The 23799-nt window shown below is 40.1% G+C and carries 20 protein-coding genes, 2 tRNA genes and 1 pseudogene; 16 read left to right on the plus strand and 7 right to left on the minus strand.

Translation table 11 applies throughout. The features are described from left to right. Positions 1-46 precede the first annotated feature (46 nt). Complete coding sequence (locus IGI41_RS02660) at positions 47-481, plus strand: universal stress protein (protein ID WP_430611162.1); 435 nt, start codon at positions 47-49, stop codon at positions 479-481. A gap of 109 nt (positions 482-590) precedes the next feature. Further along, positions 591-2189 carry an ATP-binding cassette domain-containing protein gene (locus IGI41_RS02665; RefSeq protein WP_430611164.1) on the plus strand — a complete coding sequence of 533 codons (1599 nt, stop codon included), beginning with the start codon at positions 591-593 and terminating at the stop codon, positions 2187-2189. A 45-nt stretch (positions 2190-2234) separates the two neighbouring features. Here the strand turns inward: IGI41_RS02665 and IGI41_RS02670 are convergent, their stop codons facing one another. Next, positions 2235-3494, minus strand: a complete 1260-nt coding sequence (locus IGI41_RS02670) for an MFS transporter (protein ID WP_430611166.1) — start codon at positions 3492-3494, stop codon at positions 2235-2237. Between the two features lie 443 nt (positions 3495-3937). Further along, positions 3938-4010 (minus strand) — tRNA-Thr (locus tag IGI41_RS02675). Between the two features lie 182 nt (positions 4011-4192). On the opposite strand from IGI41_RS02675, the gene IGI41_RS02680 reads away from it, so the two are divergent. Beyond that, positions 4193-4266: transfer RNA gene (locus IGI41_RS02680), tRNA-Asn, on the plus strand. Between the two features lie 127 nt (positions 4267-4393). Here IGI41_RS02680 and IGI41_RS02685 read toward each other — a convergent pair. Both IGI41_RS02685 and IGI41_RS02690 read right to left on the minus strand, forming a co-directional pair. Then, complete coding sequence (locus IGI41_RS02685; protein WP_430611168.1) at positions 4394-5767, minus strand: PH domain-containing protein; 1374 nt, start codon at positions 5765-5767, stop codon at positions 4394-4396. Then, complete coding sequence (locus IGI41_RS02690) at positions 5764-6153, minus strand: GntR family transcriptional regulator (protein ID WP_430611170.1); 390 nt, start codon at positions 6151-6153, stop codon at positions 5764-5766. The genes IGI41_RS02685 and IGI41_RS02690 overlap by 4 nt, the downstream gene beginning before the upstream one ends. Before the next feature lie 166 nt (positions 6154-6319). Between IGI41_RS02690 and IGI41_RS02695 the strand changes: the two genes are divergently transcribed. The 3 genes from IGI41_RS02695 to IGI41_RS02705 all read left to right on the plus strand — a co-directional run bounded on the left by IGI41_RS02695 (position 6320) and on the right by IGI41_RS02705 (position 9353). After that, positions 6320-7336 carry an acyltransferase family protein gene (locus tag IGI41_RS02695; RefSeq protein ID WP_430611172.1) on the plus strand — a complete coding sequence of 339 codons (1017 nt, stop codon included), beginning with the start codon at positions 6320-6322 and terminating at the stop codon, positions 7334-7336. Positions 7337-7457: 121 nt separating this feature from the next. Then, positions 7458-8786, plus strand: coding sequence for a C1 family peptidase (locus IGI41_RS02700; RefSeq protein WP_430611174.1), 1329 nt, complete (start codon positions 7458-7460; stop codon positions 8784-8786). Between the two features lie 291 nt (positions 8787-9077). Continuing rightward, the gene (locus IGI41_RS02705) at positions 9078-9353 is read left to right on the plus strand and encodes a type II toxin-antitoxin system HicB family antitoxin (protein WP_430611176.1); all 276 of its coding nucleotides are present in this window, start codon (positions 9078-9080) and stop codon (positions 9351-9353) included. Between the two features lie 141 nt (positions 9354-9494). On the opposite strand, the pseudogene IGI41_RS02710 reads toward IGI41_RS02705, so the two are convergent. Beyond that, positions 9495-9638: pseudogene (locus IGI41_RS02710) on the minus strand (transposase); the annotation flags it as partial. A gap of 255 nt (positions 9639-9893) precedes the next feature. Here IGI41_RS02710 and IGI41_RS02715 point away from each other — a divergent pair. The 4 genes from IGI41_RS02715 (at position 9894) to IGI41_RS02730 (ending at position 14242) form a co-directional block, all read left to right on the plus strand. After that, a complete protein-coding gene (locus tag IGI41_RS02715; protein WP_430611178.1) occupies positions 9894-11282 on the plus strand; it encodes an L-cystine transporter in 1389 nt (462 codons plus the stop codon). Positions 11283-11844: 562 nt separating this feature from the next. Next, positions 11845-12624: a tyrosine-protein phosphatase gene (locus tag IGI41_RS02720; RefSeq protein ID WP_430611180.1), complete on the plus strand. Its 780-nt coding sequence runs from the start codon at positions 11845-11847 to the stop codon at positions 12622-12624. Between the two features lie 14 nt (positions 12625-12638). After that, positions 12639-13469, plus strand: a complete 831-nt coding sequence (locus IGI41_RS02725; protein ID WP_430611182.1) for a fructosamine kinase family protein — start codon at positions 12639-12641, stop codon at positions 13467-13469. A gap of 14 nt (positions 13470-13483) precedes the next feature. After that, positions 13484-14242, plus strand: a complete 759-nt coding sequence (locus IGI41_RS02730; RefSeq protein ID WP_430611183.1) for an acyl-ACP thioesterase domain-containing protein — start codon at positions 13484-13486, stop codon at positions 14240-14242. A gap of 46 nt (positions 14243-14288) precedes the next feature. Here IGI41_RS02730 and IGI41_RS02735 read toward each other — a convergent pair whose 3' ends face one another. Further along, positions 14289-15257 (minus strand): asparaginase, encoded by a 969-nt coding sequence (locus tag IGI41_RS02735; RefSeq protein WP_430611185.1) that lies wholly within the window; start codon positions 15255-15257, stop codon positions 14289-14291. An 84-nt stretch (positions 15258-15341) separates the two neighbouring features. Between IGI41_RS02735 and IGI41_RS02740 the strand changes: the two genes are divergently transcribed. From IGI41_RS02740 to IGI41_RS02750, 3 genes are read left to right on the plus strand one after another with little or no spacing between them, the layout of a single operon-like run. Then, the gene (locus IGI41_RS02740) at positions 15342-16172 is read left to right on the plus strand and encodes a DUF72 domain-containing protein (protein ID WP_430611186.1); all 831 of its coding nucleotides are present in this window, start codon (positions 15342-15344) and stop codon (positions 16170-16172) included. Between the two features lie 8 nt (positions 16173-16180). After that, positions 16181-17068 (plus strand): Cof-type HAD-IIB family hydrolase, encoded by an 888-nt coding sequence (locus tag IGI41_RS02745; protein WP_430611188.1) that lies wholly within the window; start codon positions 16181-16183, stop codon positions 17066-17068. After that, positions 17069-17605, plus strand: a complete 537-nt coding sequence (locus tag IGI41_RS02750) for an HAD family hydrolase (RefSeq protein ID WP_430611190.1) — start codon at positions 17069-17071, stop codon at positions 17603-17605. It abuts the gene before it with no gap. A gap of 56 nt (positions 17606-17661) precedes the next feature. Here IGI41_RS02750 and IGI41_RS02755 read toward each other — a convergent pair whose 3' ends face one another. Continuing rightward, positions 17662-19011, minus strand: a complete 1350-nt coding sequence (locus IGI41_RS02755; RefSeq protein WP_430611192.1) for an aspartate kinase — start codon at positions 19009-19011, stop codon at positions 17662-17664. Positions 19012-19371: 360 nt separating this feature from the next. Between IGI41_RS02755 and ezrA the strand changes: the two genes are divergently transcribed. The 3 genes from ezrA (at position 19372) to thiI (ending at position 23683) form a co-directional block, all read left to right on the plus strand. Then, positions 19372-21093: a septation ring formation regulator EzrA gene (ezrA, locus tag IGI41_RS02760; protein WP_430611194.1), complete on the plus strand. Its 1722-nt coding sequence runs from the start codon at positions 19372-19374 to the stop codon at positions 21091-21093. 188 nt (positions 21094-21281) lie between these two features. Further along, positions 21282-22424: a cysteine desulfurase family protein gene (locus IGI41_RS02765; RefSeq protein ID WP_430611196.1), complete on the plus strand. Its 1143-nt coding sequence runs from the start codon at positions 21282-21284 to the stop codon at positions 22422-22424. Between the two features lie 53 nt (positions 22425-22477). After that, a complete protein-coding gene (gene thiI / locus IGI41_RS02770) occupies positions 22478-23683 on the plus strand; it encodes a tRNA uracil 4-sulfurtransferase ThiI (protein WP_430611198.1) in 1206 nt (401 codons plus the stop codon). Positions 23684-23799: the final 116 nt, after the last annotated feature.

The raw sequence follows: 23799 nt of genomic DNA on the forward strand, positions 1-23799 counted from the left end.
ATATACGTAGATTCCTGTTAAAATGGAAGTGAAGGAGGGGATTACTATGTTGTCAAATTGTCACAATGTTCTTGTTGCATTAGATGGGTCAGAGCAGTCAGAAAAAGCTTTTCAAGAGGCAATTGCTATTTGTCGCAGCAATAAAGCCAAACTGTTTATCCTCTCAGTGATCAATAATGCTGAATTATCGACGAGCGCGTACGCTTTTGCCAAGGTTTTTGAACAAGAAAAGACCAAAGTCGAAACTGAAATGTTAAAGAAAATCTATGATGCCAATAATCAGGGCGTAGAGGATGTCGCAGTGATTGTTGAGGTAGGAGATCCTAAACGTTTTATTATTCATGCAGCAACAGAGGTCTACCCAATCGATTTGATCGTTATTGGTGCTACAGGGAAAGGCACGTTGACTCGTGCGGTTGTGGGCACAACTACTGACTATGTGGTCAATCACTCGAAGTGTACTGTACTGGTTGTGAAATGAGAACCAAAAGCAAAGTAAGGTTTAAATAACATATTGATATCAGACTGCTGAACAGATAGTCGTTTCAACTTTATCTGTTCAGTATTTTTGTGTCAAAAAGGAGGAAAGAATGAAATTAGAGATTTGGAAACATTTTAAAAAGGACATGTTTATTTATATAGGCATAGGCGTGCTGTTCTCATTTTTGAGCGCAATCAATATTTTTTATTTTCAAAAATTATTGGATGGATTTGGTGGAATATTGGATAGGTCAAACTTATTTATTTATGCCTTGACACTTATTATTATTCCGATACTTGCGTATATTGAGAAAAAACCGAGAACCCAATTAGACAATGGTATATTTTTTTACTTTAAAGAACTAGCATTAGAAAAAATGAGTCAAATTGCATATGTAGAATATTTGAAAATTGGTTCTGGTTCTTTATTGCAAAGGGTTGAAGCGGGTGCCAATGCAGGGAGAAATATACATGTACATTTTTATGGCAGATTGTTACGAGATTTACTTCCGGAAACATGCTTTAGCTTGTTTTTTATTGCGTTGATTGATATAAAACTCATTCCAATCATTCTCATTGGTTATATTTTGGTTTATGTTATCACGAGAGTATTGTTGCGTTTTTTACAAACAGTGAAAGAACGTTCTCTTATTTCTGAGGAGATAATGAACAGTACGTTGATTCGGGGTATAACAGAAATGGTTACTTTTAGGGTAAACAAAAGATATAAAAAAGAAATCAGTAAATATCATGATACAGCCATCTCGACTACGAATGATTTGACAAAACTAACACTGATTCATGAATTTTTCTTTGGATTCTTCGCGTTACTCGTCGCACTGATTAAATTGGTGATCGTCATACTTACTTTTACGCATGTGCTTACATTGAGCTTAGGCGGTTTAGTTGCTTTAATAACTTATATTGATCGAGTATATACACCAGTGGCCATTTTCAATGTTATTTTTGTTCAATATCATTTAGATAAGGTTACTTATACAAGACTGACGGAATTTTTTGACCTGCCAAACGATAACGGATTAGTGAGAGACGGGGAGCCACTGGATGAAATGACGAGTATAAGTATCCGTGATTTAAATTTGGTAATAGAAAATAAGGAAATACTACGTGACTTTCAATTAGAGCTGAAGACCAATCGTGTTTACGGGGTCATTGGAGAAAGCGGAGCGGGAAAATCTTCTTTAGTGAAGCTTATTTTAGGATTATTCAAACCTACTAAAGGTGAAATCTTCGTTAATCAAAGAAGTTTAGGTGAGTATAATTTAAATGCCTATTATGATCATGTATTTTATCTATCACAAGACGCGCCTATCTTTCAAGGAACACTAAGAGAGAATATCGTTTTTGATAAATCTGTAACAGATACGAAAATAAAACAAGCCTTGGAAAATTGCCAGTTGCGTTCTTTTTATGATTCACTAGAAAATGGATTAGATACAACGATCGGAGAAAAGGGTGCCAATATATCTGGTGGTGAGAAACAACGCATCGCTTTTGCGAGATTGTACTTTTCTAATGCTACGCTTATAGTGATCGATGAGGCTACATCCGCATTAGATGAAGCGACTGAGACTAAACTTTTATCTGAAATATATCCTTTATTCAAAGATAAAATAGTGATTATGATCACGCACCGTCCAAAGAATTTAACTTTTGTAGATGAAATTATCGAATTAAATAAAGTTTGATGTAGAGTTAAAGTATTGAAAATTCGTTAGGTGAAGTCATTGATATCAGTTATCTCCTTTCAAAGTTTCACTTCTTCTATTGACAAGATATATTGAAATTCCGCCAGACAATGTGCCAAGAAAAACAAGTACAATGTAAAATGAATAGATACTATTCAAATCATCGCTAGCCGAAACGCCTGAAAACAAGAGACTGCTTATAATCGTCACGACCTTTAATAATAACGCACAACTTCCCGAAATGGTTGAAAGTAATTCCCTAGGAAATGTGGTAAGTGTCATGTGACTAAACTTTGGATTTACAACGCCAATTAGTAAACCAATTACTAGAAAAAAAGAACCAATTGCTAATCCATTTTGAATTATTAAGAAAAAATACAATGAAAACAGAGATAAGTAGATGAAAGGCATCAACTTAATTAGTTTGATTCTTTTTAAGTATTTTATCAACCAAATCCCTCCTAGTATAATTCCAAGGCTGATTGTTCCTTGAAATAAAGCAATACTGATTGAATAGTTAGTTACAATTAAATCTTGGTTGACAACAAGTGTGATTGAAATAATGGGAACCAATAAATTTAAGATTCCATTGATAAAACTAAATTGAATTGCTAGAAAGAAAAAATGTTTTCCTGAATAAAGCATCCTCAAAGAATGGACTAGATGTGACCAAACTGCTTCCAATTGAATGGAATCATTCTTAATTTTAATGGATTGTTCAAAATCTTTAAAAGATTGTCTCATAGAGAAGACAAGAAAAAGTGAAATGAAAAAGATACTTACATTTATCAAAGAAATCCCAGAGAATGAAAAAATAGAAATTAAAATAGCACCAAAAAAATTGGCAAGAATAGATATTAGTTGGAAATTGGCACCGAGTAGTCCCTGAGCTTCTTCAATTTCATCTTCTGTCAAAATATGTGGAATGTATGGAACTAAGAGAGTACGAAAAAATTTTCCGCAAATATCAGAGAAAAAATTAAGTATACACATCAAGTATAGAAGGAACATCGAGTGATTCAGAACAAGAACTGAAATGATTAGATAGAATAGTATTCTTAAAAGCGTGAGTAGTTTCAGGGTATTATACTTGTTTTTTATGTTATCTGCGAAAGAGCCTGCTAAAGGGGAAAATACCTCAGGTAATGTTTCTGAAAGTGTAACAAGGCTTATGGCAAATGCTGGATTGGATAAAGAACTTGCATAAGTTACTAGAACTATATAGTAGATAGAATCTGCTATATTTGATGAGGTCAAGAGAAAAAAGTATTTACGGAAGTTTTTTTTTGTCAATAATAAATTCATATATTCCTCCTTATGATCAAAAATTTACTTTTTAAACATCATTTAGAGTATTCTAGCACATCAAAAAAGCGCTTGCAATTAGTTTAATAATCATTATTAAGAGAATATGATCAATATTATGTGAAAATATGAATATTTTTAATGTATTTTTATTTTTAAATGCAAATTGTTCTTTTGCTCAAAGTTACAAAACCATATTTATCAAAATTTTATGGATAAAAGAATGACTTTTCATCAAGTGTGGCGTACACATGCTATATTTTTCTTAGTTATACGAGAATCATAAAAAGTTACATCTGAATAGTTAGGACATCCCGATGTCAAAACAATGTTATCTATTCATGAATTTGTTTACGTATAGATAAACTGAAAAAAGTCGTTACTAAATTCGTTACTGATTTCCAATAAAAAAAGACAACGTCTCGAAAACGTTGTCCTACCAAAGCCACTTGACGGGCTCGAACCGTCGACCTCATCCTTACCATGGATGCGCTCTACCAACTGAGCTAAAGCGGCATGTTATTTAACACAAGATATAGCATACCGTAAAGTGCATCCTTTGTCAAACAGATTTTGGTGCTCTTATCCAAAAATCATGTTGGGTCTATCGCAAGCAATAAGATCCAAAAATATGAACGAAAATCTAAAAATATACTTGCTAAATTATCAGACTATTTGGTATAGTACTTATAGATTCTTCCGGCATAGCTCAGTTGGTAGTAGCGCATGACTGTTAATCATGATGTCGTAGGTTCGAGTCCTACTGCCGGAGTTTTTTAGATCATGATCGATCTATTTTTTTTTGCGTAAAAAATCAAAAGCGACTGCTGATCAAAAATCACTGACTGACGGTATAAACAAACCGCAGCCAGTGATTTTTTATTGGTATAAGGCAAAATTTATTCTTGATCAATCAATTGCTGGTAAAGGGCAATTGTTTTTTCTGGATCCTTGTTCGTATAGTAAACAATGGTTTCTTTTGTTCGAAGTTTGAGAAATGTCGGAGCTTGAAAATCAACATACAAACGAGCACTTTGGCCATCCACCAAGAATGATCCAGTGGCATAATCATTGGTTGCGGTGCCTATTTTTTTGACGATCGGTGTGGGGATGGTATCAACCAATGCGACCTCTTCGATCGAGTCGATGGGAATCACAGTTTTTGCTGTGATAGGCGCTGAAAAAACAACTTGTTCATCTGTGATCTTGGCCTGTAAGGCGTCTGGCGTGAAATCCAATTGATACAATGGCACGATGGCAATCAACATCACGCCAATGAGGAGGATCAAGGTAGCAATCGATATGACTTGGCCACTGCGTTTGCCTAAATTGATACCGATATTCATCCCCACCCGATCGGGTACAAATAATCTGGCGTCGTTCGGATTGATATAGATGCCATAACGCCAATAGATGTCATCTCCATGGTATCTTGGCCTTTTGGCTTGGTTCAAAAGCTGGTCTTGTTTATTGCGCAGGCGCAAGAGTAGAACAAAGGTGGCGCCTATTAAACCAACTGTCAAAAGAATAAACAGGTAACTCATCAAGGTTCCCCAAATACCAGCAGCATGTAGCGAAAAGAGTGGGACAGAAGTAAGCAAACTGATACCTGTTGCTAAAACAACAATCATCAATGACCAATAATATTTCGTTAGATCATTGATTTGCTGATCGATACGGGAATCACCTGAAACACCTCGAACCGGTAAATTTCTGATCGTCCACCATAAGCCGACGAATAAAAGCAACATCAAGCTATTGATCACGCCGATCAGCAGTGTTGTTGTCCTATCTTCAAGTTGATAGCTGAAAAAGCAGCTGATGATCATTACTAGCAAAGCGGGTATCAAGCTGACCAATGGCAGGATGTTGCGATTTTTTTCTTGGACAACTTTCGTATCGATCCTTACTGCGTCAATTGGCAAGAGCCAGTCTTTGTCAGCAATCAATTGGCGCATTTTGCCAATATAATGGATGAGCAAAAGTTGCCCGCAACCAATCAGTGCAAAAAGATGGAGGAAGAATAGTGTTATCGTGATCGAGTCAGATAGATTGAACAAAAAAACAAGACTTGCTACACTAAATACAGCAATCATTTGCATCACACGTCGGCGATAGCTTTTGACTAAAGCATGTACTGCAGGGTCATCGATGTGTTGGGGTGCCAATGTGTTTTCCAGCAACACGTATTTATGCGGCTTACTAACAAGTCGCAGACTAAACCAAAAAACACCGCAAATCAGTAAAGCGAGGAAGAAAAAAATCAAGTTCATTTTGAATCACTCCTTTCAGTAAATTGTGCGAGTAACTGATGAAACTCTTGTTCAAGTGTTTCTTTGCTTTTACCGTGTACTAAAGCAGCTGCTAATTGGACTTCTAAGTTGTGCAGATATACGTTAGACTCGCTTTCAGTCAAGGGATGGGGCGTAGCAACAGCTGTTCCTTTGCGGCGATCGGTGATCAGAAGCCCTTCTTCCTTTAATGAATTATAGGCTTTGGAAATGGTCATCGTATTGATGCCAATCTCACTAGCAAGCTGACGCACGGATGGTAACAGCTCACCAGGCATGAGTTCACCTTTGGCGATGCCAATAATGATTTGTTCGCGGAGTTGTTGATAGATGGGCAGATTACTTTGTGTTTCTATGGAAAAAATCATGTGTGCTCACTCCTTTGTATTATCAATATTAATACAAAATATACAAAAAGGCAATCAATAGTAAGAAATATGTTTATTTTGTTGTTTAAAATACATCGTTTTGTAACCAACTTAAAGCATCTTTCCCGTAAACTATTGTGAGAGAATCTATTGAGGAGGAACTTTTATGAGCCAATCGCAAAGAACGGCTTACTTTGATAATGCAAAATTTTTATTGATGATTTTGGTGGTTTTTAGCCACTTGTTGCAATCCTTTATTGGGGACCGTAAATTTTATCATGATCTGTATTATTTTATATTTACGTTCCATATGCCGGCTTTTGTCTTTATATCTGGTTATTTTGCAAAACCTTTGACAAAGGGATCGAAAATCAAGGTACTGGTCAAAAGATTTCTGCTGCCCTATCTCTTTTTCCAAGTTTTTTATATCATCTATTATTGGCTGATTGGATTACGAGAAACACCGAATATTCAATTGCTCAATCCCCAATGGGCGTTGTGGTTTTTGTTGAGTATGTTCTTTTGGCAATTGTCCCTGTTTTTCTTTCAAAGGATAACGCCTAAACAAGCAATCATTATCAGTATTGTCCTCAGTATTTGTGCAGGATACTTGCCCTTCTTGAATCAAATATTGACCTTGCAACGAACATTTGTTTTTTTGCCATTTTTTATTATTGGTTTCTATTTTCCTAAAAATGATATGGCATTTTTGCAAAAGACTAAGATGCGTTGGCTTAGTTTGAGTTTCTTGCCGATCATCTATCTCTTTATCTCGTTATTTCATGGGATGAATAAATATATGGTATTTGGGTCAAAACCATATGAAGACTATTTGAGCTATCCGTTATTTGGCGGTCCGTTAAGAGCAGTCTTTTTCTTGATTGGATTGATGGGAATCGTCGGGTTTATGCGTATTGTTCCCCGAGAAAAGCTGTTCTTCACGAAATGGGGCAAAAATACGCTACTGGTTTACTTGTTACAAGGAATCTTTATCAAAGGCTTACGTGCATTGAATATCATGGATTTAAACCTGTCGCTGTTGGGCTTTGTGACCTTGTTGCTGGTGAGTGTATTATTGACGATTCTGTTGGCCAGCAAGCCTATCCGTCAGCTATACGGCCGTTTTGAAAATAGCTTGTCTTTTGTTTTATCCGGTTTATTGGCTTTGATGGTCTTCATGTGACCGTTTGTATAAAATGACAATTGTGTAGTCAAAGGAATCCTGATTTCTTTGATTGGACGGTTGTCATTTTTTATTGGGAGGCGTAGAATGGAAGGAACGAAATGTGAAGGGATGAAGTAATATGTCAGAAATTTCTAAACAAACGACAGCTGAATTTGCAGCAGCTTATCTAGAGAACAATAAACAAAACGCTTTGCAACGAGGTGTGGTCAAAAATGGGATCACAGCTTCTGCAGAAAACATGAGTGCCAAAATCGTGAATGTGCCCGTATTCTCTGTGGACGTAACCACGGGTAAAGTATCCAACCAAAAACAATCTGGCCGTTGCTGGATGTTTGCTGCGTTGAATACCTTCCGTCATAAAATGTTGAATAATTTCAAACTCAAAGATTTCGAATTGTCTCAAAACTATACATTCTTTTGGGATAAATACGAAAAAGCCAATTATTTCTATGAAAATATTTTGGCCACAGCGGCAGAACCTGTGACGAGCCGCAAAGTTGCTTTCTTATTGCAAACCCCGCAACAAGATGGTGGACAATGGGATATGATCGTATCGATTTTCCAAAAATATGGTGTTGTGCCAAAATCTGTTATGCCTGAAAGCAGCAATTCATCAAATTCCCGTGATTTAAACAGCTATTTGAACAAAAAATTACGTAAAGACGCTGTTGCTTTGCGCAAACTTGTTGAAACTGGTCAAACAGAGGCTGAAATTAAAACAGCCAAGGAAGCAATGCTGCAAGATGTCTACAATTTCTTAGCAACTTCTTTAGGTACGCCGCCTGAAACCTTTGACTTCGAATACCGCGATGAAGACAAAAATTACCATATCGACCGTGACCTAACACCACAAAGCTTTTATGACAAATATGTGGGTGTTGATTTGGATGAGTATGTAAGTATTATCAATGCACCAACTGCAGACAAACCTTATGACAAATCTTATACAGTTGAAATGTTAGGCAATGTTGTAGGTGGCAAAGAGGTCAAATATTTAAACGTTGATATGTCAGCCTTTAAGAAATTAGCGATCGCACAACTTGAACAAGGAGAATCTGTCTGGTTTGGTTGTGACGTAGGCCAATCATCAACAAGGGATTCAGGGATCATGGCACTTGATGCCTATGATATGAACGATTTATTTGATATTGACTTTACCATGACCAAAGCAGAACGTTTAGACTTTGGAGAAAGTTTGATGACCCATGCCATGGTCTTGACTGGTGTGGATATCATTGATGGCGAATCAACCAAATGGAAAGTCGAAAATAGTTGGGGAGAAAAAGTCGGTACTGACGGGTTCTTCGTGATGAGCGATGAATGGATGGATGAATACACCTATCAAATCGTTGTCCGCAAAGAATTCTTATCACCAGAACAATTGGCAGCTTTTGAAGCTGAACCAAAAGTTTTGGCGCCTTGGGACCCAATGGGGGCATTGGCTTAAACAATCGTTGCAAGTTTTGCCCTGCAATTACGATATAGAGATGAAGTAGAGGGCGTGACATAAGTTAGATAGTGACGTCCTTGAAAAAAACAAAATGCATTCGAAAATAATTTATTTTTGAGTGTATTTTGTTTTTTTCGTATATTTTGGTATTTTAATTGCTCGTTTTGCCAACTTAATTATATTGATTGCCGTTTATCATTTTATTTGCATTTAAACTATATACGGATTAAATTGTTATCAGAATAAAACTATATTTGCTTTCTATAAAGGCCTAAAGGAGTTACTAGAATGAAAAACAAGACTATTACATACCCTGCAATTTTCAAAAAAGAATCCCCTGAAGGTTATTATATTGAGTTTCCTGACATAAAAGAGGCGTACTCAGGTTCTACATCTGACGACATGAAATTTGCTATGGAGATGGCCCAGAAAGCGTTAAAAATGGTTGCTAAGGTCTATATGGAAAATGACATGCGTCTTCCGAAACCAACCTCTTTGAACGAAATAAGGGTCAATCAGGGATCAATTGTAAAGCAAATTTGTATAACCATAGAAGAGGACTAGCCAACAGCAATTAGTCGAATAAATTAAAAAGGCGCCACAAAAAAGATGTGACGGTCGAAGTTGTTATATCCAAACTATCTAACATCCTACTAACCTAATTAACAGAAAAATAAACATATCAGATAAAAGATGTATTTTAAAAGATAGAATTTTTGTGCCATCGATAAACAATGCATCATCAATGAGATTACGCATACGAATGTATTTTGTCAGGTGTACTAATCCTTTATTCGTCCATTCCTGTACATCATTTGAGACGCAGAAACGAGCAATGGTTCGATAAGAAAGGCACCCGCAATCTTCTGATTGAGTAAAAGAACACTTTTTTGTGATTTATTTTAGATTGTGGGCGTTTTCTTCTAAGAAAAGACCCATTCAGCAAACTTATTTATTGTAAGATTTCCAAAACTTCTTTAAAATGTAAAGGTCACTAATGATGTCACACGTCTCATTAGAGTGAACTGTTGAAGAATGGTCACTGGGAACCTTTACTTCCTTTGACAGACTTTGTCATCTTATTTTTATTCGAGGAGGATTCAAATGACAAATCTGTTAACCGTAATTGTTGTACTTATTTTTGCTGCCCTTATTTATGGGTTCTACTTGTTACAAAAGCGCCACGTGAAATTTTCTACCCGGGTTTTTGGTGCGTTGTTTGCTGGTATCGTCTTTGGCGGTATCTTGCAATTGGTTTTTGGTACTGGATCTGATGTGGTGACACAATCATTGGATTGGATCACGATGGTGGGCAGTGGCTATGTGGCATTGCTGCAAATGCTGATCATGCCTTTGATCTTCGTTTCCATTGTGGGTGCATTTACCAAGATGAAAGAAAGCGAAAAAATCAAGAAAATCAGTTTTACTGTTCTGGCAACATTGTTAGGAACGACAGCCATTGCTGCTTTGATCGGTATCACCATGGTAATGGTCTTTGGTTTAGATGGTGCCAGCTTCACTGAAGGCGCCACAGAAACTGCCCGCATTGCAGAACTTGCAGAACGCTCGACACAAGTACAAGACTTGTCGATCCCGCAACAAATCGTTTCCTTTATTCCAAGCAATGTCTTTGCTGACTTTGCTGGTACGCGATCGACCAGTACGATCGGTGTAGTGATTTTCTCTGCCTTTGTTGGGATCGCCTTTTTGGGTGTGAAACGAAAATCACCAAAAGAAGCAGAAACATTTGCCAACTTGATGGATAGTTTATACAAAGTCGTGATGCGCATCGTAACTTTGGTTTTGCGTCTAACGCCTTATGGTGTCTTGGCATTGATGACCAATGTTTTGGCATCTAGTGATTTTGCAGCGATCTTGAACTTAGGTAAATTTATTTTAGCTTCTTATGCAGCCTTGATTTTGGTCCTGTTGATCCACTCCTTGCTTTTGATTGCTGTAAAAGTCAATCCTGTGACTTATTTCAAAAAAGCTCTGCCAGTGTTGAGTTTTGCTTTTACTTCTCGTTCTAGTGCTGGCGCATTGCCATTAAATATTGAAACACAAACAAAAGCATTGGGTGTCGATGAAGCCACCGCCAATTTTTCGGGCAGTTTTGGTTTGTCGATTGGTCAAAATGGATGTGCCGGCGTTTATCCAGCCATGTTGGCGACGATTGTTGCACCAACTGTGGGAATCAACGTTTTTGATTGGCAATTTATTCTGCTATTAGTTGCCGTTGTGACAATCAGTTCCTTTGGTGTAGCTGGTGTCGGTGGTGGCGCAACATTTGCCTCGTTGATCGTTTTAGGCTCGATGAACCTACCGATAGCAATCGTTGGACTTGTGATTTCTGTGGAACCATTGATCGATATGGCACGTACATTAGTGAATGTCAGCGATAGTATGGTTGCTGGTGTGGTAACAAGCAGTCGCATCAATGAACTGGACCGTTCTGTATTGAATGACACAGCAGCCGTGATCGACGCAGAATAATTTTATCAAATCATATAAACGAGAAAGAAAGACTACGTGTGGTCTTTCTTTTTTGCTGTGAATCACTATGATTGGCTTGCAAAGCAAGCCAGAATAGATGATGAACAGTACTAGCGGACCGGAGGGAGGGTAGTAACCGTCGTCTCGAATCACTATGATTGGCTTGCAAAGCAAGCCAGAATAGATGATGAACAGTACTAGCGGACCGGAGGGAGGGTAGTAACCATCGTCTCGAATCACTATGATTGGCTTGCAAAGCAAGCCAGAATAGATGATGAACAGTACTAGCGGACCGGAGGGAGGGTAGTAACCATCGTCTCGAATCACTATGATTGGCTTGCAAAGCAAGCCATGCAAGTCCTTCTTAACGGTCTATGTTTAGAAGCGACTGTAGGCGAAGCCAAGCGTAGACGAATAGATGATGAACAGTACTAGCGGACCGGAGGGAGGGTAGTAACCATCGGTTTATTTGTCAGCTGAGATGATAACAATGAACGTTTCTTACCTCTCTTGCAATCTTTCTGCTATACTTTTAATTATAAACATTCGGGAGGTATGGAAGATGTCACGATTGATCGAACTAGAACAGGCAATAAATGTCAGAGAATTGGGTGGGTACGACACAAAGTATGGCACTGTGATCAAAGACAAAAAACTGATTCGCAGTGCAGCAATCAATGAACTAACAACTGCAGACCAAGACAAATTAGCGGATTATGGTGTCAATCAAGTAGTTGACTTTCGTTCATTGACCGAAAGCCAAGCACAACCTGATCAGCCGATCAAAGGCGCAAAGGAAGTGTTCTTGCCGATTTTTAGAGAAGATGAAACCATGGTTTCACTGTCGCCTGAAAGTTTGAAGCAGCGCCTTGAAGACGGGGAAGATGCAGAAGCACAGATGAAAAAGGTTTATCGGCATTTTGTTGAAAGTCCCCATGCTTGTAAGCAGTATCGCCAATTTTTTGATTATGTGATTGAAAATGCCAGCGGGTCTGGCGCCACATTATTTCATTGTACAGCCGGCAAAGACCGTACTGGTTTCGGTGCTTTCTTATTGCTGCATGTCCTAGGTGTCGCCCCTGATACGATCAAACAGGACTATTTGGCTACCAATCGTTACTTAGGTCCGATGCTGAAAGCAAAGTTTGAACCGATGACCAAGCACCTAGAGGACGATGTGTTGAACACGATTTCTGTATTGATGCGTGCGGAGGAGAGTTTTCTAAATGAAAGCTTGGCAACGATCAAAGAACTGTATGGCACAGTGGATCAGTACATTGAAGCGGGCCTAAAGCTGGGGAAAGAAGAACAAGCGTATTTGGTTGCACACTTGACTGAGTAAAGGATGGGATTGCAATGAATGAAGCATTTCTTGAGGAATTTGGGTTGAAAGGGTCTTTGCTCCCTCTGGGTGGCGGGGATGTCAATCAGACCTACCGTTTGACAGACAATGGTACAATTAGTTTCTTAAAGACCCATCCGGGTGTCAAACAGTCCTTTTTTGCAGCGGAAGCAGCAGGTCTGCAGGCGTTGGCTCCTTATGTTCGGGTACCACAAGTACAGTCGCTTGGTGAGAGTCCATGGGGCGCTTTCTTGCAATTAGAGTGGATCGAACAAGGATCTGGCGATCATCGGGATATTGGTCGTGGCTTGGCTTATTTACATCAGCAAACACAGTCAACTTTTGGGTTAGAAGTGGACAATTATATTGGATTTTTGCCGCAAGTCAATTCTCAAACCACCGATTGGGTGCAATTTTACACGATTTGCCGATTAGATGTGCAAGTAGAGTTGGCTAAACTAGGCAATTGCTGGAATCATGAAAGAGAAACGGCTTATTTACGGCTCAAAGAATGGATATCCGCCAATTGGCAACAGCGTCGGATCGTACCTTCACTCTTGCATGGTGATTTTTGGCGAGGCAATGTTTTATTTGACCAACAGGGAACCCCGGTTTTTCTTGATCCAGCAATTTCTTATGGGGATCGGGAAATGGATATTGCGATGTCGCAACTATTCGGTGGTTTTCAAGATCAGTTTTTGGCAGGCTATCAAGAGGTCTTTCCGTTGGAATCTGGCTGGCAAGAACGCTTGCCGATTTATCAGTTATATTATTTATTGGTTCATTTAAATCAATTTGGCGAAAGTTATGGACCAAATGTTGATGAGATCTTGAATCGTTTTTAGGAGGCAGTTTTTTAATGGCAAACAAGTACCAAACAACGCATGAAGTTGCGTACTATGAGTGTGATATCAATCAAACGATGACGTTTCCCGCTATGCTGGGTGTCGCTATCAAAGCATCGGAGGAACAAAGTGAACAGTTGGATCGTGGCCCCGAAGTGATCGGTCGATATGGATTGACTTGGATCATTACGAGTTATCATATTCTGGTGACCAGATTGCCAAAAGTGGGGGAGCAGATTCAAGTCGTGACCCAAGCCAAGGAATACAATAAGTTCTTTTGCTATCGTTACTTTTGGTTATTAGATGAACAAGGAAATGAATTGGTCAAAATCGAGGCCGTCTTTGCATTGATGAATCCTGAAACCCGTAAGGTCAGCAGCGTACCTGATGAGATCGTTGCACCTTTTGGCAGCGAGAAAATCAAACGAATCAAACGCTATCCGAAGATCGATCCGATCACACAAGGCAAATCTTTGCCATATCGTGTGCGCTTTTATGATATCGACAGCAATCAGCATGTCAATAACGCCATTTATTTCAATTGGCTTTTGGATGTGCTGGGCTATGATTTTCTAGCGAAAAACCAAGTACAAGAAGTGACGATTCGATTTGATCGGGAAGTCGCTTATGGCAATTTGATCGATAGTCATGTCCAAATCAATGAAGCGCAAGTATTGGATTCAGGAGAAGTGCGCCGTTTACAATCCTTGCATGAAATCAAAATTGCAGATGTAACCTATTGCGAGGCTGTTTTTAGTTGGATTCCGCGATAAAAAAACGTCCTGCGTTCTTGTTTAAGAGCGCAGGGCGTTTGCTTGTTTAGTTTTCCATAAAAGCGGTCAATTCTGGGAATGTAAGTCCGCGGTTTTTGGCAATCAACAATTTGATACGGGCTTTTTGACTATTGATACTGTTGCAAAAAATGATTCCAAGCTGTTGTAATTCGATTCCGCCTCCTGGGTAATCGTAAACTGGCTCGGCGATCCCATTAAAACAGCGAGAAACCAGCACAACTGGGATGTGTCGAGCGAGCAGTTTCTTTAAGGGATCGATGGTTTGTGGTGGCAAGTTGCCCGCACCAAGGGCTTCGATCACTAAGCCATCGATTTGGGATTCAGCCAAAGCTTCAAAGAGTTCTCCTGTCATGCCAGCGTATGCCTTCACGATAGGGAAGAGGCCGTCCACACGATCAACATCTATTTGGTGGTTATTCAATAATTCTTGCATAAAGATAATCCGATGTTTGGTCACCAAACCGATTGGCCCTAACGTAGGTGTACGGAAGGTGGCAATATTGGTCGTATGGGTTTTAGTCACATACCGTGCGGAGTGGATCTCATCATTCATCACAACAAGGACGCCTTTATTTAAGGCATCTGGACACTTAGCGACGCGAATCGCACTTTCAAAATTATATAGACCATCACTGCCGATTTCATTGCTTGAACGCATCGCCCCAGTGACCACGATTGGCAATTGACTGCCGATCGTTGTGTCTAAGAAAAAGGCTGTTTCTTCTAAAGTATCTGTTCCATGGGTGATCACGACACCGTCTATACCACTGATATGCGCCAACTGAATGCGTTCTTTTAGCTGCAGCATTTCATTTGGCGTCATATGGGGGCTAGGCAGATTAAAGATATCCTCAACGATCAATTCGACATCTTCATCGATGTGGATGGGTGCGTCCATCAGTGGGTTGCTGACGTCTGGACTGACCCCGCCTGTTAGGGTATCTTCTTTCATGGCAATCGTTCCGCCAGTATGCAATACAAGAATTCGTTTCATTTTTTCATCACCTGCACTAATTATTTACGCTTCACTCTAAACTATTGTATACTATTGAAATGAGAAGACAAGGGAGGCGGTAAAATGATTCGTATCGGCTGTACGACATTTAGTGAACACGGTCGTCTGGTGGACAGAAAAACGTCTAAATTATTTGAATATGCCCGTTATTTTCCGGTTGTAGAGTTGGATACCACCTATCATTTTTTGCCTAAAGAAAAAGATGTACGCAACTGGTTGACACAAGTACCTGATAATTTTCGCTTTGTGCTCAAAGTGCATCAAAGTATCACGACCCAAGGTGAGCTGCCTGAAGGAATCACATTGGAAGAATCTCTGAGACTATTCAAAACGGCGATTGCACCAATGGTTGAAGCCGGGAAATTATATTGTCTATTGGCGCAATTTCCCAATCAGTTCAAATGTACCAAACAGAATGTGGCGTATTTAGATCAAGTAAGAACGTGGTTTGCCGATTATCCTGTGGCGATCGAGTTGCGGGATATCAGTTGGTACCAACCAGCTTTTTACCCTTCAATGATTGAGTATATGACAAAGAAACAATTTTCATTGGTAGCAGTAGACCAACCGAAACGATTGTCGACGACGATTCCGCTGGATGCTGCGGTCACAAACCCAGCGTTTGCTTTGTGTCGCTTTCATGGACGGAATGATAGCGGTTGGACAGCGACTGGACCAGAAGCGAAGCATGTGCGCACATTATATCGCTACAATGAGAACGAAATCAATGAATTGGCAAATACCATTCGATCGGTAGCTGCCAACGCCCGAGAAACAGCAGTGATTTTCAATAACAATGCAGGTAGAGATGCAGCGGATAATGCACAAGAAATGATCAGCAAGCTGCAATTAGCTTATGAAGCATTGAATCCTAACCAATTGGAGTTATTTTGAGGAGTCTTATGATTAAAGCAATTTTTTTTGATATCGATGGTACATTGATTGCCGATAATGGCAAAGCACTGGCCAGTACCCGTGCAGCCATCAAACAGGCGCAAGATAAGGGCGTCTTATGCGGTATTGCGACAGGACGAGGACCAGTCGAGTTGGATAAAGTCATTGATTATCTGTCTCTAGACATGTTTATTACCTACAATGGTCAATATGTTTATACAAATGAAAGTTTGATTTATGCCAAACCATTTTCTAAGCAAACGTTAGAGACGATCGTTGACTATGCGGATGAAAATTATCGTCAAGTGATGTTTGGCGGCGAAACCCAGGTAGCGGGCAGTTTTACGATTCGTTTGAGTCAATCGCCGATCATGCAGCGCTATTTACGATTTGTACCAAAAAAATTTCCTGTCGGTTTTATGAAAAAAATGTTACAGCGATTTAGTCCGAATCGCAATGCGAAACGTTATGAGTCATTGGATATTTTGCGGGAACCGATTTATCAATGTATCATGTTGAGCCCAGAGTCAGAGAAGGATAAGCTGACCAGTAAACTGCCCCAATGCGACTTTAAACGGTCCAATGCCTATTCAGTGGATATTGTGCCCAAAAGAGGATCAAAGTTAAGAGGAATCAAAGAATTTCTCGCGTATGAGGGGATTGCAATGGAAGAAGCAATGGCTTTTGGCGATCATTTCAATGATGTTGAGATGCTAGAAGGCGTGGGGATTGGTGTGGCGATGGGCAATGCGCAAAACGTGACCAAAGAGAGTGCTGATTATGTCACAGCCTCCAATAATGAAGATGGTATTCAGCAAGCATTGATTCATTATGGCATTATCGATGCCATCTCTGAAACCAAGCCAGGAATCTTTAACCAGAAAAGAGGAAGATAGATGCGTCCATTTGACATGACCGAAGAATTTCACCAAACATTTGATCCAACCTGTCCACCAGTTCCGCAACCTTTTTCTTATGAAAAAGCGGTCTTTCGAGGCGGTTTCAAAATTGAAGAAATCGTTGAGTTTATTTATGCGGCCAGTGACAATGACCAGGAGAAATTTTCTCAAGGGTTGTCTGATCTGCATCGGGCGATCGATCAAGCCGAAAAAAAGCTCAGGGTCAAAGCGCAACAGACGGAAGACACGTTCACGGAACAAGTGGACGCTCTTTGCGATTTGCTGTATTTCACGTATGGCTCTTTTTCACTTATGGGGATCGATCCAGATCCATTGTTAGCAATTGTCCACCAAGCCAATATGGGCAAATTATTTCCTGACGGACAGCCGCACTATCATCCGGAAACCCATAAGGTGATGAAACCGGATGATTGGTCAGAACGCTTTGCACCAGAACGTAAGATCAAGGCGGAGATTGCACGCCAAATCCAAGCAAAACAAAGACTGCTGCAAGATGACCAAACAGTAAAATAATCAAACGACCGCCAACAGAGGTGCTTGCACCCTGTTGGCGGTCGTTTGATTTGACGCTAATCGAAAAAGGTATAATACAATGTCCGAACGGCGGCTTTTTCTTGTTCTTTGTGGATACCGAACATAATGCTGACTTCGGAGGATCCTTGGTTGATCATCTCTAAGTTGATGTTCTTACGGGCAAGAGCTGCAGTACTGTCTGCAGTGATCCCCACCCGTTGCCGCATGCCTTCGCCAACCACGACGACCATAGAGAGATCATGTGTAATACGCAATTCATCTGGATCGATCTCGTATGCGATTTTTCTTAACAGTGTTTCTTCTAACGCAGCGGTCAACTGATTGGCACGCATGATAATCGAAATATCATCGATCCCTGAAGGCATGTGTTCATAATTCAAATTAAGATCGCGGAAAATTTCTAGTACCCGTAAGGTGAAACCGACTTCGCGGTTCATGAGGTACTTGCGGATATAGATCATACAAAAACCCTCATCACTGGCCACGCCGATCACTGGTTGGTCCAAATTGTCTCGATTGTTGGTGATCAATGTACCTGGATGACTGGGGTTATTGGTGTTTTTGATCACTACAGGGATTTTGGCATGGTAAGAAGGCATCAAGGCTTCGTCATGCAAAACGGTAAAACCGGCATAAGACAATTCCCGCATTTCTCGGTAAGTCACTTCTTTGATCGGTTCAGGTCGGTGTACATAACCGGGATGAGCGGAAAAGATCCCATCGACATCGGTAAAATTCTCGTATAAATCTACTTGCAGACCAGCCGCAACGATCGCACCTGAAATATCCGATCCGCCGCGCGAAAATGTGCAGATTTCACCAGCTTCGGTATACCCGAAAAAGCCAGGAATGACTAAGATGTCTTGACTATCATGCCAAGCATAGATTTTTTCATAAGACGCATTCAGGATGCGGGCATTTTGCGGCTCATCAGTCACCATCATCCCCAATTCTTGAGGATTCATGTATCGGGCAGCTACCCCGCAGCTTTGTAAGATGCCTGCAATCAATTTGGCGTTGTTGTCTTCGCCACTGGCCAAAACTGTATCATAAAAATGCGGGTTGTTCTCATAAGGCAGTGTGGCAAACTGCTGTAAAGAGTTGCGAATGGCGACTAAATGATCATCTGCAATCTTGAATGGTGCGGCGATTGCTTCATATCTAGCATAAATTTCTTCGATCAATGCATCGATTGGTTCATTGATCGAACGAGCGGCACAAACCGCCAAAAGCAAGTCAGTCACTTTTTTGTCTGAACTGGTGCGCTTGCCGGGGGCAGATACAACCACAAATCGTCGGTTTGGATCCTCTTTGATAATATCAACTACTTTTTGAACTTGTTCAGCTGAGGCGAGAGAACTGCCTCCAAATTTTGCTACTTTCATTTGACATACTCCTGTTCAAGCTTTTTACTAGAGTACAGTTTCGCTTTTGATAAATCAAGTTGTTTCGTGAAAAAAGAGGATAAAATGCTTAAAAAAAGTGTTTGTTGCTTGTAAATATTCATTATTTGCTTTCATTACAGGTAGAAAATCCGTCTTAAACAATCAGCTGCCAAAAAAGTCAATCTTTTTTGCCTCAATCTAATGCTTGATTTTTTTCTTTATGCTATAATCTAGCGTAGATGCTTTTTTATAAAGGGGACTTCTGTCCTTTTGTGAAAAAAGCCCCGAAATCAAAATCAATCTGCTGGTTGGCAGATTTCAGACGCAACATGTATATTTGAAAATTGGAGGAACCACAACATGGGAACTAATATCATCTTCGGCATTGTCATTGCGATTATCGTCATTGCAGCGATTTTGTATGCAATCGGCTATTTTATGCGAAAGAAAAACCAAGAAAAACTGAATGCCTTGGAAAAACGTAAAGAAAACCTTTTTGACTTGCCAGTCATAGAAGAGGTCGATGAAGTCAAGAGAATGCACCTTGTCGGTCAAAGTCAAAATACGTTCCGGGAATGGAACCAACAATGGACAGATATTTCTACCAAATCATTTGCAGAATTAGAAAGTCAAATTTTTGAAGTGGAAGAATTAAATGAACGGATTCGCTTCTTTAAAGCCAAAGGAGCAATCGAACAAGCTGAAGCCACGATGAATGACATGGAAAGCCAAGTTGAAGAGATCCGTGCTGGTTTGAAAGAATTGCGTGAGAGTGAAGAGCGCAATTCACTAGAAGTCCAAAAAGCATTAGATGTTTATGAAGAATTGAAACAAAAACTTCGTGAACAAGGGGAAGAATTTGGTCCAGCTTATAACGAATTACAAAAACAAATCAAAAATATTGAAATTGAATTCACGCAATTTGTGACATTGAATACATCAGGTGATCCTGTTGAAGCCCGCGAAGTCTTAGAACAAGCGGAACAACACACGTATGAAGTCGAAGACCTGATGAAACGCATACCGGCTGCTTATGAAGAATTGAACCGAACTTTCCCAGACCAATTGAAAGAGATCCAAGACGGTTATCAAAAACTGCTTGATCAAAAATATGTGTTCCCTGAAAAGAATTTTCAAGAAGATATCAACCGTGTCAAAAAACGGGTGGAAAATTCAACCAATGACCTTGCCAAAACAGAGGTGGCAACTGTGGAAGTTGCTAACCGTGACACAGCAAGTGATATCGATGGCTTATATACAGTCATGGAACGAGAAATCAATGCCAAGAAATATGTGATGAAGAACCGCCAAGTGATCGTTGATTACATTGAACATGCGACAAAGAACAACCGTCAACTATTGATCGAATTAGATCATACTGCACAAAGCTACACATTGAATCACAATGAGCTAGGACGTGTCCGCGGTTTCCAAACAGAAGTCGATGAATTGGCACGACGCAACAATGAATACTTGCCGCAACTTGAAAACCATGAAATTCCTTACTCAGAAGTGCAAAGCTATTATAAAGATGCGTACAAGATCCTTGATGATGTTGAAAGCCAACAAGTAGAAATCGATGAATCATTGGCAGAATTACGGCGTGGCGAAAAAGTAGCACATGAAAAAGTGGAAACCTTCGAATTCCGCTTACGCAACTTGAAACGCTTTGTAGAAAAACAACGTTTACCAGGTTTGCCTGGAGAATACTTGGAATTCTTCTTTGTGGCAACAGATCGTGTCGAAGATTTGGGCAAAGAGTTGAACAAGATTCGAATCAATATGCAAGACATCAATAAATTGGTTTCTGTTTGTGAAGATGACCTAAACTTATTAGACGAACAAACCCATGACTTAGTGGATGCGGCAGCGTTGACTGAACAAATGATGCAATACGCAAACCGCTATCGTCATTCCCATCCAGATATCAAAGCAGCAATCGATAAATCATTGTATCTTTTCAGCAAAGAATATCGCTATCAAGATGCATTAGACGAAATCGGTACGGCATTAGAACGTGTCGAACCTGGCGCTTTCAAACGAATCGAAAATTTTTATTTTAATAACCGCGACTTAGTCTAAACCTAAAGCCAGCCAGTGGACAACTGCTGGCTTTCTTTATGCTATGAAAACCATTATTTCTGGTACGGACTACCTACTAGAGAACACAAGGATTCCTTATAAAAACACAACATTGATGTCGAAACCTTGAAAGTGTCAGCTACACCAGTTATAATGGGAAAGAATTTTTTAGAGAAAGGGTCCTATCATTGATTTATTTTGACAACAGTGCCACAACTGCGATTTATCCCCAAGCTTTACATACATATACACAAGTGAGTCAGCGGATCATCGGCAATCCATCGAGCTTGCATGATTTAGGCAATCAATCCAATCGTCTGCTGCAGCAATCAAGACAACAAATTGCTGATACTTTATCCGTTAAACCTTCCGAGATCGCTTTTACAAGTGGTGGAACAGAAGGCGACAACTGGGTACTTAAAGGAACTGCGCTAGCCAAGAAAGCGTACGGCAATCATTTGATTATCTCAAGTATCGAACATCCAGCGGTGAGCGAAACCGCAGCGCAATTGTCGGACTTAGGTTTTGAGGTCAGTATCGCACCGGTGGACCAGCAAGGCTTTGTCAAAGTCGATGCACTTTCGGCAATGATCCGCAAAGAAACAATTCTGGTTTCCGTGATGGCGGTCAACAATGAAATTGGCAGCATCCAACCCATTGAGGAAATCGCAACTGTCCTTAAAAACTACCCAACGATCCATTTTCACGTGGATGCTGTTCAAGCAATCACCAAAGTTTCTCAAGAAAAATGGCTGCCAGAACGGGTGGACTTTGCGACATTTTCAGCCCATAAATTTCATGGTCCGCGGGGTGTAGGCTTTATATACTGGAAACAAGGACGCAAATTGGCGCCGCTGATGACAGGTGGCGGACAAGAGAACAACCAGCGCAGTGGGACGGAGAACGTACCAGCCATTGCTTCCATGGCCAAAGCGTTGCGTTTAGCGACAGAACATCAGGCTGAGCGACCAAACCATGTTGAGTTATTAAAGCACTATCTGATGGAGGCTTTAGCAAGCTACGAGAAAGTGACATTATTTTCGGGCAGCGAGCAGTTTGCTCCTCATATCCTTTGTTTTGCTTTAAAAGGGATCCGAGGCGAGGTATTGGTCCATGCGTTTGAGGAAAAACAAATTTATATTTCTACGACTAGCGCGTGTTCTTCCCGTAAAAAGATGGCCAGCAGCACTTTGCATGCGATGCACGTGGCCAATGAGTTAGCGACATCGGCAGTGCGTATCAGTTTAGATGAAAGCAACACTATGGCTGAAGTCGAACAATTTCTAATTGTTTTTCACCAGCTCTATCAAAAATTTTCCAAAATCAATTAAGCCAAATAGATGGAATGAAACAATCATCAAACGAAATATAAAGGAGTTTATTTGTGAATTATACTGAAATCATGGTTCGTTATGGCGAACTATCTACCAAAGGAAAAAATCGTCGCAGCTTTATTATGCAATTGGCTGAAAACGTGAAACGAACACTAGCAGACTTTCCTGATGTGAAAATCCACGCAGAAAGAGATCGGATGCACTTGTTATTAAATGGGGCCGATGGGCAACTGATTATGCCCAAGTTGCAAAAGGTTTTCGGCATTCAAAATTTTTCACCAAGTATCCGTGTTGAAAAAGATATCGAGGTCCTAAAAGCCTCTGTTCAAACAGTGATGAAAGAAATTTATACGGGTAAAGAGACATTCAAAATCACTGCCAAACGTAGTGACCATTCATTTGTCCAAGACAGCAATGAACTCAATTTGACCTTGGGAAATGCCGTGTTTGATATTTTCCCCGATATTCGTGTCCAAATGAAGAAACCCGATATCAACCTACGGGTAGAAATTCGGATGGACGGTGCCTACCTATCCTATGAAACGATTCAAGGGGCCGGCGGGCTGCCTGTTGGAACAAGTGGCAAAGGCATGCTGATGTTATCTGGCGGAATCGACTCACCTGTTGCTGGATATTTTGCAATGAAGCGCGGAGTCGAGATCGAAGCTGTCCACTTTGCGAGTCCACCTTATACAAGTGAGCAAGCCTTGCAAAAAGCCAAGGATTTGACTGAAAAATTGGTGCCATATGTCGGCAGTATTCAATTTATCGAAGTGCCTTTCACAGAAGTCCAAGAAGAAATCAAAAATCGGGTACCACAAGGGTACTGGATGACATTGACTCGTCGTATGATGCTCAGATTGACAGATGCGATTCGTGCACAACGCCAAGGCTTGGTGATCTTGAATGGTGAGTCTTTAGGACAAGTAGCTTCACAAACTTTACAAAGCATGGTTGCGATCAATGAAGTGACCAATACACCGATTATCCGTCCCGTTGCAACAATGGACAAATTGGAGATCATCGATGTTGCCCAAGAAATCGACACCTTTGAATTGGCGATCCAGCCATTTGAAGATTGTTGTACGATTTTTGCACCACCACAACCCAAAACACGCCCTAAATTGGAAAAGGTTCATTTATATGAAGAACGTTTAGATATTGAAGGCATGATCAGTCGCGCGATGGCTGGCTTGAAAATCGAACAAATCACTGCGAAACAAGCCAAGAACGAAGAGTTTGCTGATTTCTTATAAAAGCATAAAATAAGATGAATGAGACAAGCCTGCATGTTGGTTAACGGACATGCAGGCTTTTTAAGTAAAAGTTTGTGAATAATTTCTTGCTATTCAAATTTTAACGTGCTACACTC

This window comes from Enterococcus sp. DIV0876 (assembly GCF_050529585.1).
In the GTDB taxonomy this organism is placed as follows: Bacteria; Bacillota; Bacilli; order Lactobacillales; family Enterococcaceae; genus Enterococcus_D.

Coding starts and splice junctions, on each gene's coding strand:
- IGI41_RS02660 (WP_430611162.1), top strand. CDS start 47: ATGTTGTCAAATTGTCACAATGTTCTTGTTGCATTAGATGGGTCAGAG.
- IGI41_RS02665 (WP_430611164.1), top strand. CDS start 591: ATGAAATTAGAGATTTGGAAACATTTTAAAAAGGACATGTTTATTTAT.
- IGI41_RS02670 (WP_430611166.1), bottom strand. CDS start 3,494: ATGAATTTATTATTGACAAAAAAAAACTTCCGTAAATACTTTTTTCTC.
- IGI41_RS02685 (WP_430611168.1), bottom strand. CDS start 5,767: ATGAACTTGATTTTTTTCTTCCTCGCTTTACTGATTTGCGGTGTTTTT.
- IGI41_RS02690 (WP_430611170.1), bottom strand. CDS start 6,153: ATGATTTTTTCCATAGAAACACAAAGTAATCTGCCCATCTATCAACAA.
- IGI41_RS02695 (WP_430611172.1), top strand. CDS start 6,320: ATGAGCCAATCGCAAAGAACGGCTTACTTTGATAATGCAAAATTTTTA.
- IGI41_RS02700 (WP_430611174.1), top strand. CDS start 7,458: ATGTCAGAAATTTCTAAACAAACGACAGCTGAATTTGCAGCAGCTTAT.
- IGI41_RS02705 (WP_430611176.1), top strand. CDS start 9,078: ATGAAAAACAAGACTATTACATACCCTGCAATTTTCAAAAAAGAATCC.
- IGI41_RS02715 (WP_430611178.1), top strand. CDS start 9,894: ATGACAAATCTGTTAACCGTAATTGTTGTACTTATTTTTGCTGCCCTT.
- IGI41_RS02720 (WP_430611180.1), top strand. CDS start 11,845: ATGTCACGATTGATCGAACTAGAACAGGCAATAAATGTCAGAGAATTG.
- IGI41_RS02725 (WP_430611182.1), top strand. CDS start 12,639: ATGAATGAAGCATTTCTTGAGGAATTTGGGTTGAAAGGGTCTTTGCTC.
- IGI41_RS02730 (WP_430611183.1), top strand. CDS start 13,484: ATGGCAAACAAGTACCAAACAACGCATGAAGTTGCGTACTATGAGTGT.
- IGI41_RS02735 (WP_430611185.1), bottom strand. CDS start 15,257: ATGAAACGAATTCTTGTATTGCATACTGGCGGAACGATTGCCATGAAA.
- IGI41_RS02740 (WP_430611186.1), top strand. CDS start 15,342: ATGATTCGTATCGGCTGTACGACATTTAGTGAACACGGTCGTCTGGTG.
- IGI41_RS02745 (WP_430611188.1), top strand. CDS start 16,181: ATGATTAAAGCAATTTTTTTTGATATCGATGGTACATTGATTGCCGAT.
- IGI41_RS02750 (WP_430611190.1), top strand. CDS start 17,069: ATGCGTCCATTTGACATGACCGAAGAATTTCACCAAACATTTGATCCA.
- IGI41_RS02755 (WP_430611192.1), bottom strand. CDS start 19,011: ATGAAAGTAGCAAAATTTGGAGGCAGTTCTCTCGCCTCAGCTGAACAA.
- ezrA (WP_430611194.1), top strand. CDS start 19,372: ATGGGAACTAATATCATCTTCGGCATTGTCATTGCGATTATCGTCATT.